The sequence below is a fragment of the Mesorhizobium sp. B2-1-8 genome, from assembly GCF_006442545.2.
Lineage (GTDB): Bacteria > Pseudomonadota > Alphaproteobacteria > Rhizobiales > Rhizobiaceae > Mesorhizobium.
The window spans coordinates 4106159-4124911 of the sequence record NZ_CP083952.1 but is presented as its reverse complement, the minus strand read 5'-3'; the positions used below and the strand labels follow the sequence as shown (position 1 = coordinate 4124911).

Annotated in this window: 19 protein-coding genes and 1 tRNA gene; 10 read left to right on the top strand and 10 right to left on the bottom strand. The window is 62.3% G+C overall.

The window, feature by feature from the left end; genetic code table 11:
- Nucleotides 1-121 precede the first annotated feature (121 nt).
- The 4 genes from FJ970_RS20140 to FJ970_RS20125 all read right to left on the bottom strand — a co-directional run bounded on the left by FJ970_RS20140 (nt 122) and on the right by FJ970_RS20125 (nt 4408).
- Nucleotides 122-1177, bottom strand: a complete 1056-nt coding sequence (locus FJ970_RS20140; protein ID WP_140758664.1) for a DNA polymerase III subunit delta' — start codon at nt 1175-1177, stop codon at nt 122-124.
- Nucleotides 1174-1848, bottom strand: a complete 675-nt coding sequence (gene tmk / locus FJ970_RS20135) for a dTMP kinase (RefSeq protein ID WP_181178554.1) — start codon at nt 1846-1848, stop codon at nt 1174-1176. The genes FJ970_RS20140 and tmk overlap by 4 nt, the downstream gene beginning before the upstream one ends.
- A gap of 81 nt (nt 1849-1929) precedes the next feature.
- Nucleotides 1930-3093: a D-alanyl-D-alanine carboxypeptidase family protein gene (locus FJ970_RS20130; RefSeq protein ID WP_140758666.1), complete on the bottom strand. Its 1164-nt coding sequence runs from the start codon at nt 3091-3093 to the stop codon at nt 1930-1932.
- A gap of 94 nt (nt 3094-3187) precedes the next feature.
- Nucleotides 3188-4408 (bottom strand): septal ring lytic transglycosylase RlpA family protein, encoded by a 1221-nt coding sequence (locus FJ970_RS20125; protein WP_140758667.1) that lies wholly within the window; start codon nt 4406-4408, stop codon nt 3188-3190.
- A 267-nt stretch (nt 4409-4675) separates the two neighbouring features.
- Here FJ970_RS20125 and FJ970_RS20120 point away from each other — a divergent pair.
- Together FJ970_RS20120 and FJ970_RS20115 are read left to right on the top strand one after the other, a co-directional pair.
- Nucleotides 4676-4765, top strand: a tRNA-Ser gene (locus tag FJ970_RS20120).
- 515 nt (nt 4766-5280) lie between these two features.
- Nucleotides 5281-5493 (top strand): hypothetical protein, encoded by a 213-nt coding sequence (locus FJ970_RS20115; protein ID WP_140758668.1) that lies wholly within the window; start codon nt 5281-5283, stop codon nt 5491-5493.
- Between the two features lie 139 nt (nt 5494-5632).
- Here the strand turns inward: FJ970_RS20115 and FJ970_RS20110 are convergent, their stop codons facing one another.
- Entirely contained in the window at nt 5633-6334 is a 702-nt protein-coding gene (locus FJ970_RS20110; protein WP_210243047.1) for an SDR family NAD(P)-dependent oxidoreductase, read from the bottom strand.
- Nucleotides 6335-6451: 117 nt separating this feature from the next.
- On the opposite strand from FJ970_RS20110, the gene FJ970_RS20105 reads away from it, so the two are divergent.
- Nucleotides 6452-7381, top strand: coding sequence for a LysR family transcriptional regulator (locus FJ970_RS20105; RefSeq protein WP_140758669.1), 930 nt, complete (start codon nt 6452-6454; stop codon nt 7379-7381).
- A 53-nt stretch (nt 7382-7434) separates the two neighbouring features.
- Here FJ970_RS20105 and FJ970_RS20100 read toward each other — a convergent pair whose 3' ends face one another.
- On the bottom strand, nt 7435-7668 hold the full coding sequence (locus tag FJ970_RS20100; protein WP_140758670.1) for a hypothetical protein: 234 nt from the start codon (nt 7666-7668) through the stop codon (nt 7435-7437).
- A gap of 257 nt (nt 7669-7925) precedes the next feature.
- Here FJ970_RS20100 and FJ970_RS20095 point away from each other — a divergent pair, with 257 nt between their 5' ends.
- The 7 genes from FJ970_RS20095 (at nt 7926) to rimO (ending at nt 13778) form a co-directional block, all read left to right on the top strand.
- Nucleotides 7926-8858 (top strand): sterol desaturase family protein, encoded by a 933-nt coding sequence (locus FJ970_RS20095; RefSeq protein ID WP_181178556.1) that lies wholly within the window; start codon nt 7926-7928, stop codon nt 8856-8858.
- Between the two features lie 121 nt (nt 8859-8979).
- Nucleotides 8980-9786: an alpha/beta fold hydrolase gene (locus tag FJ970_RS20090; protein ID WP_140758671.1), complete on the top strand. Its 807-nt coding sequence runs from the start codon at nt 8980-8982 to the stop codon at nt 9784-9786.
- A 101-nt stretch (nt 9787-9887) separates the two neighbouring features.
- Nucleotides 9888-10559 (top strand): DUF2161 domain-containing phosphodiesterase, encoded by a 672-nt coding sequence (locus FJ970_RS20085; RefSeq protein ID WP_140758672.1) that lies wholly within the window; start codon nt 9888-9890, stop codon nt 10557-10559.
- A 120-nt stretch (nt 10560-10679) separates the two neighbouring features.
- Nucleotides 10680-10916, top strand: a complete 237-nt coding sequence (locus tag FJ970_RS20080) for a TfoX/Sxy family protein (RefSeq protein WP_265336190.1) — start codon at nt 10680-10682, stop codon at nt 10914-10916.
- A 111-nt stretch (nt 10917-11027) separates the two neighbouring features.
- The gene (locus FJ970_RS20075) at nt 11028-11435 is read left to right on the top strand and encodes a DUF930 domain-containing protein (protein ID WP_181178558.1); all 408 of its coding nucleotides are present in this window, start codon (nt 11028-11030) and stop codon (nt 11433-11435) included.
- Between the two features lie 184 nt (nt 11436-11619).
- The gene (locus FJ970_RS20070; RefSeq protein ID WP_140758675.1) at nt 11620-12306 is read left to right on the top strand and encodes a TerC family protein; all 687 of its coding nucleotides are present in this window, start codon (nt 11620-11622) and stop codon (nt 12304-12306) included.
- Nucleotides 12307-12464: 158 nt separating this feature from the next.
- Nucleotides 12465-13778, top strand: coding sequence for a 30S ribosomal protein S12 methylthiotransferase RimO (rimO, locus tag FJ970_RS20065; protein ID WP_140758676.1), 1314 nt, complete (start codon nt 12465-12467; stop codon nt 13776-13778).
- A 78-nt stretch (nt 13779-13856) separates the two neighbouring features.
- Here rimO and FJ970_RS20060 read toward each other — a convergent pair whose 3' ends face one another.
- Genes FJ970_RS20060 through FJ970_RS20045 form a run of 4 tightly spaced genes read right to left on the bottom strand, consistent with a single transcriptional unit; the run spans nt 13857 to nt 18600 of the window.
- Nucleotides 13857-14924, bottom strand: a complete 1068-nt coding sequence (locus FJ970_RS20060; RefSeq protein ID WP_140758677.1) for a BMP family ABC transporter substrate-binding protein — start codon at nt 14922-14924, stop codon at nt 13857-13859.
- A 51-nt stretch (nt 14925-14975) separates the two neighbouring features.
- On the bottom strand, nt 14976-15896 hold the full coding sequence (locus tag FJ970_RS20055) for an ABC transporter permease (protein WP_140758678.1): 921 nt from the start codon (nt 15894-15896) through the stop codon (nt 14976-14978).
- Entirely contained in the window at nt 15896-17026 is a 1131-nt protein-coding gene (locus tag FJ970_RS20050; protein WP_140758679.1) for an ABC transporter permease, read from the bottom strand. Before FJ970_RS20050 ends, FJ970_RS20055 begins: the two co-directional genes overlap by 1 nt.
- Nucleotides 17023-18600, bottom strand: a complete 1578-nt coding sequence (locus tag FJ970_RS20045) for an ABC transporter ATP-binding protein (protein WP_181178560.1) — start codon at nt 18598-18600, stop codon at nt 17023-17025. The genes FJ970_RS20050 and FJ970_RS20045 overlap by 4 nt, the downstream gene beginning before the upstream one ends.
- Between the last annotated feature and the right edge of the window lie 153 nt (nt 18601-18753).

The following is an 18753-nucleotide window of genomic DNA, read 5'->3' as shown; positions in this document are numbered from 1 at the left end:
GTCTGAATGGAAGCCGTGGCGGTGGATATCGCATCGGAATGGCGATTGCCATCCCGAGACCAATGCATGCCGCCCAAAAGTGGCCCCGGCATTGGGGCAACGGCATGCACCAAAAAGGCCGTCACATTCGCATTGCAGAATTCAGGCGGTCGATCATGGTCAGGGCGTGCTGCTTCTTGTCGAGATTGTAGGTGTCCGTCTCAGATATAGCGTCCAAGGCCTCATGCCAAGTATCGGAGAGCGTTTTGGCCCGCTTGAGATCGCCAGCCTGCGCTGCCTGGCTTGCCGCGTCCGACAGAAGGTCCAGCGCCCGGCGGTTGAAGATGTCGAACTGGATCGCCTGGTCCCTGCCCGCGACGGCCTCGGCCAGGCGGTAGGCACCGGCAATATCGCTCTTTCCCGTCGCCACCAGGCCATCGAGCGTCTGCGCGATTTCCAGCCCGCCATACTGCGTCAGCAGGATCGCGCTGCGCGCGCTTCCCCCTGCCCGCTCGACCAGCGCGGCTCGCGCGGCCGGATCGTCGGGTGGTGGCGGGTCCGCTGTCTCCAGCACTGCCATCAGTTCGTTGGCGTCGAGCGGCGTGAATCGAACCACCTGGCAGCGCGAGCGGATCGTCGGCAGCAGACTGCCCGGCGCATGGACGATGAGAATGAACAGGGTCCGTGCCGGTGGTTCTTCGAGATTCTTCAGCAAGGCATTGGCCGCATTGGCATTCATGTCGTCGGCCGGATCGACGATCACCACCCGGTAGCTGCCGTCGTGCGAAGTCAGCGACAGGAAGCGGCTGACCTTGCGGATTTCGTCGACGGTGACGACGGTCTTGAAGCTCTTGGTCTTGTCGTTCAGGGGGCGGGTCAGATGCAGCACCCCCGGATGCGCACCGGTGGCGATCTGGCGAAACAGCGGCGAGGCCGGATCGGGAACCGCAAGGTTACCGGGCGCCTGGTCGAAAGCCGGATGCTTTAAAAGGTGGTGGGCAAGATGGAAGGCGAGCGTCGCCTTGCCGATGCCGACCGGCCCGGCGAAGATCAGCGCATGCGGCAGCTTTCCCGCGCGATAGGCGGCGGCGAGCATGGTGGCGGCCTGCCCGTGCCCGACCAGACGCGGCGTTTCGGAGGGCTCCGGCACACCGTCCAGCGTATCATGCTGTTCCGGCGCAATGCGTTCGAAGATCATACCGGTGCGACCTGCCTGTTGCGCTCGGGCGCCCTTGCCTCCAATGCCGCGAACACGGTCGCGGTGACGACATCCTCCACCGTGTCCGGATCGGCTGACGCGTCGACGACGATGCAGCGTTCCGGCTCTGCCGCCGCGATCGCCAGGAACGCTTCGCGGCGGGCCTGGTGGATGGTCAGCGTCTCCTTTTCGAAGCGGTCGGCGGCGGCGTCACTGCCGCGCCGCCATGTCGCGCGCTTCAAACCCTCGGCCGGGTCGATATCGAAGATCAGTGTCATGTCGGGCATCATGCCGTTGATGGCGACCTGTTCCAGCATGGCCATGAATGCCGGATCGATCCCGCCCGTAACGCCCTGATAGACACGCGAGGAATCCAGGAAGCGGTCACAAAGCACGATGGAGCCGCGCTCGACCGCCGGACGGATGACCTGCTCGACATGGTCGGAACGCGCGGCGGCGAAGAGCAGCGCCTCCATCTTCGGCCCGAACGGTTCGGCGGCGCCCGAAAGCAGCACATGCCGGACCGCTTCGGCGCCCGGCGAGCCGCCCGGTTCACGCGTGCGCAGGACATCATACTTCTTGGCGCGCATCTTTGTGGCCAGCCGCTCGATCTGTGTCGACTTGCCTGCGCCTTCGCCGCCTTCGAAGGTGATGAAAAATCCGCGCGCCAACCGAGAGGCCTTTATTCCTGTTTGAGTGGATTGTTGCGCTCTAGATAGTCCGCGTTCGGGGAAACGTCCATGCCGTCGGTGCTATCGCAGCCAGCCGATCGCCAATTCCTTGACGGCATCGAGCGCGCGTTGCGGCAGCGTGCCGACGCCGATCGACTCGGCTGCGAACAAGGGTGTCTCCTGGCTCAGCGTGTCGCCGATCCAGACGCGCAGTGCGCCCACCGGCTGCCCCTCCTCCACCGGTGCGGCGACCGGGCCGGTATAGACGATCCTGGCCGTCAGCTTGTCGCGGTTGGTGATCGGCAGGAAGATGTCGATCGGACCTTTTGCCTTCAGCGTCACGCCGGATTTCGCACCGCCAAAGACCTGGGCCTCGCCGACCACCTCGTCCTTGGCGAAAATCTCGGTCTTCTCGAACGAACGAACGCCCCAGTCGAGCAGTTTGCGCGCCTCTTCTGCGCGCTCCTTGTCATTGGCCAGCCCACTCATCGCCGCGATCACCCGCGTGCCGTCGTGGCTGACCGAAGCGACGATGCCGAAGCCAGATGTCTCGCTTGCGCCGACAGCCAGGCCGTCGGCGCCGATGTCCATCGCCAGCAACGGGTTGCGGTTCCTCTGCGAGATCTTGTTCCAGGTGAAATCCTTCAGGCTATAGTAGCGATAGTAATCCGGGTATTCGCGCCACAGATGCAGGGCGAGCTGCGCCAACTCGCGCACATTTGTCTGCTGGCCATCGGCCGGCAGGCCGGTCGAATTGACGAAAGTCGATGTCTTGAGGCCGATCTGGCGCGCGCGTTCGGTCATCTCCCTGGCAAAATTGTCCTCGGATCCGGCCATGCCTTCGGCTATGACAATGCAGCCGTCATTCGCGGCCTGTACGGTCACCCCCTGGATCAGGTCCTCGATCCGGATCGCCGATTTGAGCTTGGCGAACATCGTCGAGGTCCCCGACGGCGCGCCGCCTGTGCGCCAGGCGTTTTCGCTGACCACGAACGTATCGTCGAGTTTGAGGCGGCCGGACTTGAGGGCGTTGAAAACCACTTCCATCGTCATCAGCTTGGCCAGTGAGGCCGGTGGAATGGGTTTGTCGGCATCCTTCGAAAACAGCACCGTGCCGGTGTCGGCATCGATCATGAAGGCCTGTGCGGCCTTGGTTTCGAATAGCTGCGCTTGGGCCGGCGAAAGCGTAAGCAGGAGGCCGAGGAGAAAAAACCCGGCGAAAGGCTGTAGCAAGCGAAACTGCATGAAACGCGACCCATTGGCCGGCCCCTCCGGCGTGCCGAAACTATCGAGCTTTTTCGGCGAGGGATCAACTGCCGGCGGAAAGCCGGCTCCTGGATCAGTCGCGCACGACCAGCGCATCCGGCGCGCCGTGCGACCATGCCGCCTTCAACAACTCGTCCAGGCCGCCATGGCCGTCCGGATAGAGGTTGACCGCATACCAGTCATTGCCGTCGAGATCGGAGCGCTGGATTTCTATTCTGCCGAAGGGCTTCAGCGCCGAGGCCACACGTTTGGCTTCGGTGGCATCGTCGAACGTGCCCGCGGCGACATAGTCGGAGCTGGACGGCGCCGCTTGGTTGCCGGTCTTCTTCCACGACCGCAGGATGTCGGCGGGCGCCATGCCGCTTTCGTCCAGAGCGGCAAAGACATCCGCGCGATGGACGCGTTCATCGGCATAGGACAGCGAGGCCATGGCGAACGGCGATTGCGGCGGCAAGCCGATCTCCGGCCGTTCCGGCACGATCGGTCCGAAATCGGGCAGCGCCAGATCGCCGAAGACCGGCTGCGCGGACATCTGCCCCTCGACCGGGGTCGCGGCATCGGTCAGCTGACCCGGAAACGGCACGGCGGCCGCGCCGACCGGAAGGCTGGGCGAAGGCCCGTTCATGGCCACCATGACGCCGGTCGGCAAGCCATCCGAGGGATCCGGTATGCGGTTGCCTGGATGATAAGAGGCCATCAGATACTGGTCGTCATTGCCGTCGAGCGGGGCGCGGCCGACATATTCGACCTTCACCTTTGCGGTGCCGACCTTGTCGTAGTCCAGCATCTGCGCGGCTCGCTCCGAGACGTCGATGATGCGGCCCTCATGGTATGGGCCGCGGTCATTGACGCGCACGATCACCGAACTGCCGGTTTCGAGGTTGGTGACGCGGGCATAGCTGGGCAGCGGCATGGTCGGATGCGCCGCCGTCAGATGCGCCATGTCGTAGACTTCGCCGTTGGCGGTCAGCCGGCCATGGAAGGCGTCACCATACCACGAGGCCAGACCCACCTTGGCGTACCTCTTGTCTTCCTTGGGATAATACCACTTGCCGCGCACCTGATAGGGCTTGCCAAGCTGGTCGCGGCCGCCGCCGCGCCGCATGAAGGCAGCGCGCGGACTCGCCTTCACGCCATATTCGGTCTCGGCGAAATATTCCTTGGAGCGGGTCTTCTTGTAGACCATCCCCTTCGGCTCGGGCTGCGACGCGCAAGCGGCAAGCAATGCAGCGGACGCTGCAAGCAACGCAACCGTGGCAACGCGACGAAGACGCGGGTGCGTCACAGCCTGCATTCTTGATTGTCCCCTAAAGTCTCAACCAAAGACGTCGTATCCGACCATCAGAAGAGCCAAGCACTCACTCGACAATGCCAACGACGTCCCGGACCCCGATCCTTTGTGCGCAGGAATTGTTTATCACGGTATTAACCGATTGTGGCCGGAACCGGGCAAGATTGTGACGCCGCTTGCCGGATCCCAGGGCTCCGGCAAAGGCCCGTTTCAGCCAAGCCGGTTGACAGGCCTTCGCCGGGCACACTAGAGCAGTGGCCGGCAGTCACTGGAGGGATGGCCGAGCGGTTTAAGGCACCGGTCTTGAAAACCGGCGTGGGCGCAAGTTCACCGTGGGTTCGAATCCCACTCCCTCCGCCACAAAGTCAATGAATCAGGTATTTAGGCAAACTTTGCCTGCCGACGAAACGCAAAAATTGTGGAAAGTGACAGATACGGCATCCGCCCAACCGGCGAAATCGTCACGATTAACGGATCGTTGACCGCGCTGTCCTATTCTGAGACAGCGCGGTCAGATCCCAACCGGACTGCGCAGGCGGCTTCGGCAACCAGCACCCGCCCGCATTGTCGGAGCCGCCGCTACACTCTGGAATAAATACCAGCAATGGTTGAATCAACCGTTACTGCAGTTGTTGAAATTAGAACGAATATCCGCCGTCTTGCCGCCATCCACCGCCGGCGCCCCGGTTCAAAAATGGCAAGCTTCTCGCTGTAAGAGAGCCGTACCTTCTATACCGCAACCATTGTCATCCAGCAGGATGACAACAGCAGTGACGGCGGATCGCCTTCCAGCCCGGCTCCATGCAGCAGCGAAAGGCAGGGAGCCGGGTTGACCTTGTCGAATCTAGATGCGCTCGGCCTCCGGCAGGCGTACGATGAACTCGCGGGAGGGCATCTGGGAGGAGCCCTTTATGTTTGAGGTGCGGAGCTTTGTCGCCAAGATGGTGAAACGTGAGCGCATGGCTGCCAAGCAGCGCGTGACGCTGCCGATGGTGAAAACACTCGCCGATCGGCCGGTTCACATCAAACCCCGGCCCGCCAAGAACAGACCGGCTCCGCCGCAGCATCACGCCGCCAGCAACATGTAGGCTTTCAGACGCCTGCACTTTCCACACAGGACCGAGCTTGAGGATTGAGCGCCGGCGCTCGATCCTTTCGCCCTCTTTCTCCGGAACCCTGGTGCGGTGCCGGGGATATTTGCGACGTACCGGGACTGGCGGGCCTATATCACCAGGGGACGGTGCGGCCGAGATAGTCGACATAGGTCAACCCTGGGGTTCCTCGCTTGGCAAGCAAGACGTTCACGAGGCTCGGCACACTCTCCTCGATGCTCAGCCGCCCATCCGGCCCTCCCAACTTCGTACGGACCCAGCCGGGCGCCATCAGCACCATGGCACGCGGTGTTGCGGCATGGCGGGCCGCGAAGCTTCGCATGAACATGTTCAGCGCTGCCTTGCTGCCGCGGTAAACCTCACGTTGACCCGTCTCATTGTTGGAGATGCTACCCTGCCCGGATGACATCACGCCGATCAGGCCGGTCGCCGGGACAAATGGCTCCAGGCTCTCGAGGACCCGCATCGGGCCGAGTGCATTTGTGACCATTACCCGCACGAACTCGTCGGTCGCCACATCGGCGATCGTTTCAGCCGGGTTATTTGTCACGCCGGCATTGACGAACACTATGTCGAACACCCTGCCCGACAGCCGGTCGCGCAAGGCCGCGACCTGATCGGGCTCGCAGATGTCGACCGTCTCGATTTCGAGCCGGCCTTCGAACTCGTCTGTGAGGTCGTGCAACTTGGTCTGGCCGCTGCCTTTCCGGATCGTGCCGACGACGTTCCAGCCTTTCCTGAGGAACTCGGCCGCCATTGCGTGGCCGAGGCCGCGCGATGCGCCGACGATGAGGACAGTATTCGACTGGGTGTTCAAGACGCTGGGATGACCGCAGATATGGGCAACCGGAGACCATGCGCCAGACGCGCCAAATTCAAACTATGGTTGCATCCGACGCTATATCCGCCAAAACAGCTGGGATAAGGCTGTGCCATGGACAATGTGGACCTGAACCTTCTCGTGGCGCTGGACATCTTGCTTGCCGAAGGCAGCGTGACAGGGGCGGCCCGCCGGCTCGGCTTGAGCACCTCGGCGATGAGCCGAACGCTCACACGACTTCGTGCAGCCACCGGCGACCCGCTGCTCGTCCGGGCCGGACGCGGGCTCGTGCCCACACCGCACGCCACGGAATTGCGCGACCGCGTCCATGAACTTACCCGGGATGTGCGATCGGTTCTGCGGCCGCAAAACATGCGTGTGGACCTGGCCACACTCGAATTGACGTTCACCATTCGCGCCAGCGAAGCATTCCTGGAGTTCCTTTCCGGCCCGGTCGTGATTGCGGTTACCCGTGCGGCGCCCCGTGTCCGACTGCGCTTCGCACCCAAGCCCGACAAGGACGCGCGTCCGCTTCGGGAAGGTCTCATCGATCTGGAGATCGGTTTGCTTGGAACGTCCGCGCCCGAGATACGCACCCAGTTCCTGTTCCACGACAAATATGTCGGCGTGGCCCGGGCCGGACATCCGCTTCTGACGGGCGCTGGTGTCAGCCCCGAACGCTATGCCGCCTGTAAGCATGTGGTGGCATCCCGGGAAGGAAATGTCGTCGAGCCGATCGATGGAGCGTTGGTGAAGCTTGACCTTGGACGCACCGTCGTGGTTGTCGTGCCCGGCTACCCCGATGCAATGCGGATCGTGCGCCAGTCGGATCTGGTAGCGACCGTGCCGCGCTCGTGTTTCGGCAACGCTGGCGCGAGCGACCACGCCGTCGCGACGGGTCTCGAGAGCTTCGAGCTCCCGCTTCCTGTTCCGGAGTTCAAAATATCGGCGATGTGGCATCCTCGCATGGACGCCGACCCGGCCCATCGTTGGCTGCGCGATATCGTGATGTCGGTCTGCCGGGCGGCCTATCCGCGGCGATGAAGCATGATTGCGCAGCGATCGCGAGCTCACATAACGCCAAGGCGCTGACTTGCTCAGTCCGGCTGCTGTGTGCGCTCCGCGATGGCAAATGCCTGCAGGTTCCTGGCCTTGCCGATGTCCTGATCGGCGTTTGCGATGATCGAGAAGAAGGCTGCTCTGGCAATATCCTTCTTCGAGGCCTTGGGGTGCGCTTTCCGGGCGGCTTTGACAAGCTGCTTGGGAGACATGTCGGGCGTGACGATCCTCATGAGGGTGTCGCCGATCGCACTCATTTCACTTGCGTCCATGATGGGCGTCCCTGTGCTGACCGCATTGGCACAATAGCAAGGACAACTCGCGACCGGCAATATGGTTCTGGAAATGAAAAACCCCGCCGGCAGGGACCGGAGGGGTTAGTCCTGGGAGGCCGCGCGTTGCGCTGCGTTCGACAAGCGCGCGCCGACCAAGTAGCGCCAGGCTGCGACATGGATGTGACACCGGCGAGTGCATGGGCAAGCCGGGAGCACGACACAGGCGGGCGGCATCAAGCCTTTGGAAAGGAGAAATGTGGTTCTGTTCGGAAGCTGAAGCGCGGGTGGCGCTGGCCAAAGGCAAGGCGATAAGCGGTCGAATGGATATCTTTGGCATCAAGGGGCTGTTGATCTGCGCGCTGATCTTCATTCCGTTCGAGCATCTGTTCGCCGAGCGACCGCAAAAAATCCTGCGCAAGGGCCTGGGTGTCGACCTGATCTATGTGCTGTTCAACGGCCTCGTCGTAAAGGCGGTAATAATCCTGATAGCGGCCAACACGCTCGAAGCCGCTGCAATGCTGGTCCCGCAATCGGTAACGCAGGCGGTCGGCGGCCAGCCCCTCTGGCTGCAGGTCGCCGAAATCATCCTGATTACCGATATAGGCGTCTACTGGGCACACCGTGCGTTTCACGAAATCCCCGCGCTTTGGAAGTTCCATGCAGTCCATCACGGCATTGAGGAACTGGATTGGCTGGGTGCATTCCACTCTCATCCCGTCGACGCCATAGTCACGAAGGCAATTTCGCTGACACCGATCTTCTTTCTCGGATTCTCCGAGGCCTCCATCGCCGTCTTTTCCGTCATCTACTTCTGGCACACGCTGCTTGTTCATTCGAACTTGCGGATTCCGTTCGGTCCCTTGAAGTGGCTCGTCGCCGGCCCGCAGTTCCATCGCTGGCACCATGCCAACCAGCGCGAAGCCTACGACAAGAACTTCGCCGGACAGTTGCCCTTCCTCGACGTGGTGTTCGGCACGTACAATGCGACTGGCAACAAAGTGCCTGAGAAATACGGCGTCGATGATCCCGTCCCCTCCAGCTACTTCGGACAGATCGGCTATCCGCTGCGGCGCCGCAGGAAACGATCGAATCGGGCAGAGCCGAATGGCGGCGCGCTCGACGAAAATCAGCCGGCGCGAAACAGCGGGGATCGGGCGCCAACAGGTGCGGTCAATATCGGCCGTTAGGCAATACAATCTCCCCTGTCGTGTCGCCTGATGGCAGCAGAAATTCCCTCGCGGGTTGGTCTCGGCGGATGCCGGCGATAAATGTAGGTCCTGCGCAATTTGCCACGAGGCTGTTTTCGGCATGGATTATCGCGACGACGATCTCACGAAATTCGAAGCGCATGGCGCCGCTCCTTTGCCGGCCGCGGCGGACGAAGGCCAGGTTGAGCACGAGGGTGCAAAAATCTGGTACGCGACGTTTGGGACGGGGTTTCCCGTGATCCTGTTGCATGGCGGCCTTGGCCATAGCGGCAATTGGGGATTTCAGGTCCCGACATTGGTCGAGCACGGCTATCAGGTCGTCACCATCGACAGCCGTGGCCATGGACGCAGCACGCGCGACGAACGGCCGTACAAATACGAGCTGATGGCCTCGGATGTCCTGGCGGTGATGGATCGCCTGCACTTGAACAAGGCTGTCGCAGTGGGTTGGAGCGATGGCGCCTGCGTTGCCCTGATCCTTGGCATGAAGGCCGCCGATCGCATCGCGGGCGTGTTCTTCTTCGGCTGCAATATGGATCCCAGCGGCACGAAGGAATTCGAGGCCAGTCCGGTCATCGAGCGGTGTTTCAGCCGGCACAAAAAGGACTATGCCGAGCTGTCGGCCACGTCGGATCAATTCGACGCGTTTGTCAACGCCGTCGGCCTGATGATGAAGAGCGAACCCAATTATGGCGTCACCGAACTGGGACAGATCGGCGTGCCCGTGGCGGTCGTCCAAAGCGAGCATGACGAGTTTATCAAGGACGAGCATGCGATCTATCTGGCCCGCAGCATACTGGGATCGGAATTGGTCATGCTGCCCGACGTCAGTCATTTCGCGCCCTTGCAGCGTCCCGACCGGTTCAACCGCGTGCTATTGGCTTTCCTCAAAAAAATTCGTCCTTGAGCCCTGTCGCACCGCTTCCGGAATCCCAGCTCTGGGTCAGGCACGCGGGACGCCATCTCGCCTGCGAGGCTTTTCACGTCGAATCGGCTAAGCCTTGCGGTATGAACGAGACCTCACTCTATGCGCCGGTGAAGCGTTTCCTCGAAAACCTCGACTTCGTCGTGAAAGGGGAAATCGGCGGCTGCGACATCGTCGCGCTGCGCGAGGGGGAGCCGCCGATCGTCGTCATCTGCGAGCTGAAGCTGCAGTTCAATCTCGAACTGGTTCTGCAAGGCGTCGACCGCGCGGCTGCTTGCGATGAAGTGTGGCTGGCCGCGCGCATGTCGGCGCGGGGCAAGGGACGTGAAAGCGATGCCAGATTCCGCAACCTTTGCCGCCGGCTCGGCTTCGGCCTGATTGGTGTGACGGCGAACGACCGCGTCGAGGTGCTCCTGAGCCCCGTCACCGTTACGCCGCGCAAGAATCCGCGTCGCCGCTCGCGTCTGGTCGATGAACATCGGCGCCGTCGCGGCGATCCTGTCGCGGGCGGCGGATCGCGCAATCCGATCATGACCGCTTACCGCCAAAGCGCCCTCGCCTGCGCCGCGGCGTTGGCGGACGGGCCCAAGCGCCCACGCGACCTGAAGGCGCTGACGCCGCTTGCGCCAAAGATCCTGCTGCACAATGTCTATGGCTGGTTCGCGCGCGTCGACCGCGGCGTCTACGATCTCACCGACGCCGGCCGTGCCTCGCTGATCCGTTGGCCGCAGGCCTCGCACAGTTCGCCAGGATGATCGCGAACGTGCTCCATGCCGTCGCTCAGTTTGAGCCGGATTTGCCGATCGAACGAGGGGAGCATGATGATGGTGCGCGTCCAGGACATGCGAAACCTTGGCCCGGTGACGGCGCGGATGTTGGCGGAAATCGACATTGTCTCCGACGACGATTTGCGCAATCTCGGCTCGGTCGAAACCTATCATCGCCTGAAGTTTCGATTTGGCCGGCATGTGACGATCCTAGCGCTTTATGCGATGGAAGCTGCATTGTGCGATTGCGATTGGCGGAATCTCGACCCGGACATAAAGGCGTTTCTCCGACAACAGGTTGGCGCCGGCCAAGTCTTGGGGACGGCGATACGCACGCCTCGCTGATCCGATGGCCGCATTCGTCCGACGATGAAACACGACACGGGGTTTTGAATGCGCCGACCCGCCTGAACACGGAAACCTGAGAGGCCTGTTGGTTGATTTTTCAGACAAAACATGCTGCTTGTCCCGCCCATGAAGACACTCTGCATGATGGCAATTGCGTCCCTGACGCTGGCTTTTCCGGCCAGTGCGATGGACAACGCTTTGCGCGCCGGGCTGATGAAACTCGATCCGCAGACCCGCCTCGAGCAGCGTTGCGATGCCGAAATCCTGGACCGGATCACCCACGACGATCGCAAGTTCAAGGCCGACCGCGTCGTCGCATACGCCTTCGCGACGCCGGAGATGAGCGCCGACGCCATCCGGAGCCCCGGTGCGGCGTTCCGCAGCAAGGGACAGTGGTACCGGCTGAAATTCAAATGCCAGACGGGACCGGACCATATGGACGTTCTCCAGCTCCGCTATCGGATCGGAGATGAGATTCCGGAAGCTGATTGGGCGAAGTACAATCTCTACGATTAGTTTCTCGCAGGCTTGCGCCGGCACTGGCTTGCCGCCGGCGGTTGCTGAGAATCTTCTGTAGATCCAAGGCCACGAAAATGGTTTTCCAGCGTTGTCCAGCGCTGCGACTTGACGCCAGCGGACCATGCCTTTAGGCCCGTTCGGACGATCGCCGACGAACACTCGACGAAGGGCTTCCAGGTCGATGGAAATATTTACCGCCGCGGGCTTTTCGGCTCTCCTTCAGGTCATCGCCATCGACCTTGCGCTTGCGGGCGACAATGCCATCGTCATCGGCCTCGCCGCGGCCGGCCTGCCGGTCAGCCAACGCAAGCGAGCCATTCTTGTCGGCATCGCGGCTGCCACCGTTCTTCGAATTTTCTTCGCCCTGATCACGCAATGGCTGCTGACCATTGGTCCCATGCTGCTTATCGGTGGTGGCCTGCTTTTGCTGTGGGTTTGCTGGAAGATGTGGCGCGAATTACGTGTCAGCCACGATGACGAGCGCGACGCCACCGAAGCGCTGTCGAACGGCGATTTTGACAAGGATGGGGTCATTGCCGGCAAGGGGCCACGCAAGACCTTCTCACAGGCCGCCTGGCAGATCGTCATTGCCGACGTCTCGATGTCGCTCGACAATGTCCTTGCCGTGGCGGGCGCGGCCATGAACCATCCGACGGTGCTGATTGTCGGACTGGCGCTGTCGATCGCGTTGATGGGCTTTGCGGCGTCGTTCGTCGCGCGCCTGCTGCACAAATACCGCTGGATTGCCTATGTCGGCCTGGTCATCATCCTCTATGTCGCGGTCAAGATGCTGCTTGATGGGGCCGTGCAGCAATTCCCCGATCATTTCGCCTTCCTGTCACCATGGTTCGGGTCAGGCGGGCACTGACGCACAGGCCTGGGCCTAGTGCTCCGTTTGCCTGATTGAGGAAGCCGTGCTATTGCGCCGCCCGAATTGAGCTCCTGCCGGGAGCCAAGCAAACCGTTATATGTCGAGACTGCGGGCCGGATCGGTGTTTCCGGTTCGTGTCCATTGGAAAATCGCCCATGTCCGCCCCGCGCGTCAGCTTCGTCAGTCTCGGATGTCCCAAAGCCCTTGTCGATTCCGAACGCATCATCACGCGTTTGCGGGCCGAGGGCTACGAGATCGCCCGCAAGCATGACGGCGCCGATCTGGTTGTCGTCAACACCTGTGGTTTCCTTGATTCCGCCCGCGACGAGTCGCTCAACGCCATCGGCTCCGCGCTTTCGGAAAACGGCAGGGTCATCGTCACCGGCTGTCTGGGCGCCGAGCCGGACGTGATCCGCGAGAAGCACCCCAACGTGCTGGCGATCACCGGGCCGCAGGCCTATGAGAGCGTGATGGCAGCCGTCCATGAGGCTGCCCCTCCCTCGCACGATCCCTACATCGACCTCCTGCCGCCGCAGGGCGTTAAGCTGACGCCGCGCCACTATGCCTATTTGAAGATTTCGGAAGGCTGCAACAACCGTTGCACCTTCTGCATCATCCCGGCACTTCGTGGCGATCTCGTCTCGCGGCCGGCTGCCGATGTGCTGCGCGAAGCCGAAAAACTGGCCAAGGCCGGCGTCAAGGAACTCCTCGTCATCTCGCAGGACACCAGCGCCTACGGCATCGACATCAAGTACCAGACGTCCATGTTCGGCGACCGCGAAGTGCGCGCGAAATTCCTCGACCTCTCGGAGGAACTGGGCAAGCTCGGCATCTGGGTGCGCATGCATTATGTCTATCCCTACCCGCATGTCGCCGACGTCATCCCGCTGATGGCCGAGGGAAAAATCCTTCCCTATCTGGACATCCCCTTCCAGCATGCCTCGCCGCAGGTGCTGAAGAACATGCGCCGGCCCGCCCACGGCGAAAAAACGCTCGAGCGCATTCGCGGCTGGCGCGACGTGTGCCCGGATCTCGCCATCCGCTCGACCTTCATCGTCGGCTTCCCCGGCGAAACGGACGACGATTTCGAGATGCTGCTCGATTGGCTGGATGAAGCGAAAATCGATCGCGCTGGCTGCTTCAAATACGAACCGGTCAGAGGCGCCCGCTCCAACGAGCTTGGGCTGGAGCAGGTGCCGCAGGAGATCAAGGAAGCGCGATGGCATCGCTTCATGCAGCGCCAGCAGAAGATTTCTGCGACGCAGCTTGCCAGGAAGGTCGGCAAGCGCCTGCCGGTGCTGATCGACGAAGCGCATGGCATGTCGGCAAAGGGCCGTACCAAATACGACGCGCCCGAGATCGACGGTTCGGTCCACATCCAGTCGCGCCGCCCGATGCGCGCCGGCGACATCGTCACCGTCAAGATCGAGCGTGCGGACGCTTACGACCTCTACGGCGCGGCTGTCTGAGCCCTCCCGTCAGGTTCTCCATCCAAATGAAAAGGGCGCCTCTCGGCGCCCTCTCCATATCGAAATGTGCTCTGCCGCTTACTGCGGCAGCTTGTCGTCGACGCCCTTGACGTAGAAATTCATGCCGAGCAGCGTGCCGTCGTCGGCGACCTCGCCGTCCTTCAGCCATGCCGAGCCGTCCTGCTTGGCGATCGGCCCGGTGAAGGGGTTCCAGCCGCCGGCGATCTTCTTTTCGGTCGCTTCGGCCATCGCCTTCACGTCGTCAGGCATGTTGGTGAAGGGCGCGAGCTTGACCGCGCCGTCCTTGATGCCGAGCCAGACATTGTCCGGCTTCCAGGTGCCGTCGATAGCTGCCTGCACGCGGCTGATGTAGTACGGACCCCACTCGTCGGTCAGCGAGGTCAACTGCGCGTGCGGCGCGAACTTGATCATGTCGGATGACTGGCCGAAGCCGTGCAGCTTGCGCTCTTCGGCCACCTGCAGGGGAGCGGTCGAGTCGGTGTGCTGGACGATGATGTCGGCGCCCTGGTCGAACAGCGCCTTGGCGGCGTCGGCTTCCTTGCCCGGATCGAACCACGAGTTCACCCAGACGATCTTGGCCTTGAAGTTCGGATTGATCGACTGTGCGCCGAGCATGAAGGAGTTGATGCCCATCACCACTTCCGGGATCGGGAAGGAGACGATGTAGCCGGCGACGCCGGACTTCGATTCCTTGGCCGCGATCTGGCCGAGCACGTAGCGGCCTTCATAGAAGCGCGCATTGTAGATGCCGAGATTGTCCCCGGTCTTGTATCCGGTGGCGTGCTCGAACATCACCTTGGGAAACTTCTTGGCGACCTTCACTTCGGCGTCCATGAAACCGAACGAGGTGCCGAAGATGATCTTGCAGCCTTCGCGCGCCAGACGCTCGAAAGCACGGTCGGCGTCGGGGCCTTCGGAGACGTTCTCCAGATAGGCGGTTTCGACCTTGTCGCTGAGCGCTTTCTCGACCTCGAGGCGGCCCTGGTCGTGCTGGTAGGAATAGCCGAAATCGCCGATCGGGCCGGTGTAGACCCAGCAGGCTTTCAACTTGTCGGCAGCCTCCGCGGACGCCGCCAGCGACAAGGCCGCTGTCGTTGTCATCAGGGCAATAAGCAGTTTTTTCATTGTGTTACCTCTCTGTGTTAAGCCTTGGAGCTTCCCGTCTTTTTGTTGTTGTCAACGATCCGGAACGAATGGCTGCCCCAGGGAGGCCGGCGTGTTCATCATCGTCAGACGCTTGTTGCGCGAGATTAGAACGAGAACCACGACGGTTGCCAGATAGGGCAGAGAAGAAAGCATCTGCGAGGGCACCGGAATGCCAAAAGCCTGTGCATGAAGCTGGCCGATCCACACCGCGCCGAAGATGTAGGCGCCGGCCAGCACCCGCCACGGCCGCCAGGATGCGAACACCACCAGTGCCAGCGCGATCCAGCCGCGGCCAGCGGACATGTTCTCGACCCATTGCGGCGTATAGACGAGCGACAGATGCCCGCCGGCAAGACCGGCGCAGGCGCCGCCGAAGATGACCGCGAGGTAGCGGTAGCGGATGACCTTGATGCCGAGCGCATGCGCCGATGTGTGGCTGTCGCCGATCGAACGCAGCGTCAGCCCGGTACGCGTCTTGAACAGGAACCACATTACCGCAGCCGTCAGCGCGATCGAAATGTAGAATACAGGGTCCTGGCCAAACAGCAGCCTACCCACGACCGGAATCGAGCTGAGGCCGGGAATGTCGAGATTGGGCAACCTGACGCCGGGCTGGCCGACGAAACGCGTTCCCATCATGCCGGAGAGGCCGAGGCCGAGCAGCGTCAGTGACAGGCCGGTCGCCACCTGGTTGGTGGCCAGCGACAGCGTCATGACGGCAAACAGCAGGGAGAAAAGCGCTCCCACGACGATTGCCGCCAGGAGGCCGATCCAGGGCGATCCGGTCAGGTAACCGGCTCCGAAGCCGCCGACGGCGCCCATGACCATCATGCCTTCGACACCAAGATTGAGCACGCCGGAGCGTTCGACCACCAGTTCGCCGATCGCCGCGATCAAGAGCGGCGTCGCCGCAGTTGCGATGGTCAGGAGGATGTTGACCGTGATGTCCATCAGCGGGCTTCCTTCAACTTTGGTGCGGCCTCGAGCTTGGCGGGGGCTTCCTGTTTCGTCAGCGCCAGGCCGATCAAGCGGATGCGGTAATGAATGAGCGTGTCGCAGCCGAGCACGAAGAACAGCAGCATCCCCTGGAACACTCTCGCCACCTTGTCGGAAATGCCGAGCGCGCTTTGCACCGCCTCGCCGCCGAGATAGGTCAGCGCCAGCACCAGGCCCGCGGCGACGATGCCGAGCGGATTGAGGCGGCCGAGGAAGGCCACGATGATGGCGGTGAAGCCATAGCCGGGCGAAATCACGGGCTGCAGTTGCCCGATCGCGCCGGAAACCTCCGAGATACCGGCAAGGCCGGCGAGTGCTCCAGACAGCAGGAAGGCGAAGAACACCATGCGGTTGAGGCCGAAGCCGGCGAACCGCCCTGCCCTCGGGCTGGAACCCAGCACGCGGACCTCGAAACCCTTGAGCATGCGGCCCATCAGGATCCAGATCAGCACCGCCGCAACCAGGGCGAAGACGAAGCCCCAATTGGCGCGCCCGGCATCCGGCATCAGCTCTGGCAGCACGGCCGAGTCGCCGAACTGGATCGTCTGCGGAAAGCCGTGTCCCTGCGGATCGCGCCAGGGACCGCGCACCAGCCAGTCGAGGAACAGCTGCGCGACGTAGACCAGCATCAGGCTGGTCAGGATTTCGTTGGTGGAGAACCGGGTCTTCAGCAAGGCGGGGATCGCCGCGTAGGCCGCACCGCCGACCATGCCGAGCAGAAGCATCAGCGGCAGCACCAGCGGGCCTTCGAATTGCGGAAACAGCACCGGAATGATGGAGCCGAAGATGGCACCGAAGATGAACTGGCCCTCGGCGCCGATGTTCCAGATGTTGGCCTTGTAGCAGACAGACAGGCCGACAGCGATCAGGATCAGCGGTGCGGCCTTGATTGCCAGCTCATGCAACTGCCAGACCTGGCTGATCGGCTCGATGAAATAGATCTTGAATGCGTTGAGTGGGTTGACGCCGAGCAGCGCGAACATAATGGCTCCGGCGATGATGGTCAGCGCGAAGGCGATGAACGGCGACAGCATCGAAAACAGCGCCGAGCGCTGCGGGCGTTTGACGAGTTCGAGGCGCATCATGCCGTCTCCAGCGTGTGTTCGGCGTGGCCGGGTTCGGCGCCGCCCATCAGCAAGCCGACCTTCTCGAAAGTCGCTTCGGCGATCGGCATCGGCTTCGAGAGTTCGCCATTGTGCATGACGGCGATCGCGTCCGATATCTCGAACAGCTCGTCCAGATCCTGGCTGATCACCAATACGGCCGATCCGCTGCGAGAGAGCTCGATCAAGGCCTGGCGGATGTGCGCGGCGGCTCCGGCGTCGACGCCCCATGTCGGTTGGTTCACCACCATCACGCTTGGCCGGCGGTCGAGTTCGCGGCCGACGATGAATTTCTGCAGATTGCCGCCCGAAAGTGCCGCCGCTTCAGGATCCGGCGCGCTTTTGCGAACATCCATTGCCTCGATGATGCGTTGTGAGGCGGCGTAGACGGCGCCACTCTTGACCATGCCACCGGTGCCGACAAAAGCCTTGCCGTCCGTGGCATGGCGCGACAGCAAGAGGTTTTCCGAGAGTTTCATGCGCGGCGCGGCACCATGGCCGAGACGCTCTTCCGGCACGAAGGCAGCCCCCAGCAGGCGCCGCCCGGTAATGGTGAGGCCGCCGGCGTCCTTGCCGCGGATGCGCACCGAGGCGGCATCGTGCTGCAAAACCTCGCCGGAGACGGACTCGAAGAACTCACCCTGGCCATTGCCGGCGACACCGGCAATGCCGATCACCTCGCCGGCGCGGACATTGAGGCTGACGTTCTTGAGCGGAATGGAAAACGGCGTTGCCGGCTTGCGGTTGAGGCCGCGGATTTCGAGCAGCGGCTGCGCGGTTTCGATCCCCTCGACCGGCGCCCGCACCACGGCCTGCACCTCGCTGCCGACCATCATGCGCGCGAGCGATGAGGCTGTCTGCTCGCGCGGGTTGCAGTGACCGACCACCTTGCCGTGCCGCAGCACCGTGGCGCGATCGCAGATGCGTTTGACCTCTTCGAGTCGGTGCGAAATGTAGAGGATCGATTTGCCTTCCGAACGCAACCGCTCCAGCGTCTCGAACAGCTTGTCGGCTTCCTGCGGCGTCAGCACCGATGTCGGCTCGTCCAGGATGATTAGTTGTGGCGTCTGCAGCAGACAGCGGATGATCTCGATGCGCTGGCGTTCGCCGACCGAAAGGTCGCCGACCAGCGATTCCGGGTCGAGCGGCAGGCCGTAACTGTAGGAAAGCGCCCTGGCCTTGGCCGCGATGCTGCTGATCGGCGAGCCGTCATCGAGCGACAGCGCGATGTTCTCGGCTGCCGTCAGCGCCTCGAACAGCGAAAAATGTTGGAACACCATGCCGATGCCGAGCTTCTTGGCAACGCCCGGGCTGGTGATCCGCACCGCTTGACCGTTCCAGAAAATCTCGCCCGAATTGGGCTCCAGCGAGCCGAACAGCATCTTGACCAGCGTCGATTTGCCGGCGCCGTTCTCGCCGAGCAAAGCGTGGATTTCACCTTTGGCGATGTTGAGGTCGATATGGTCGCACGCTGTCAGCGTGCCGAATATCTTGGTCAGTCCGCGAACCTCGAGCAGGTTCGCCCCATCATGATTTGCACTCACAGTGCCTCCCATCCGGATTACCGGACATGTTCTGTGTTCCCGCAAGCATCGTATGCGCGGCCGGCTCTCGTGCGAAAGCAGCACCCAACTTGAAAGAGCTTCAAGAATTTCAGCGAAAACTCAAGGGTAAAGATTAGCCTTCGTCACATAAGGATACGGCTGGCC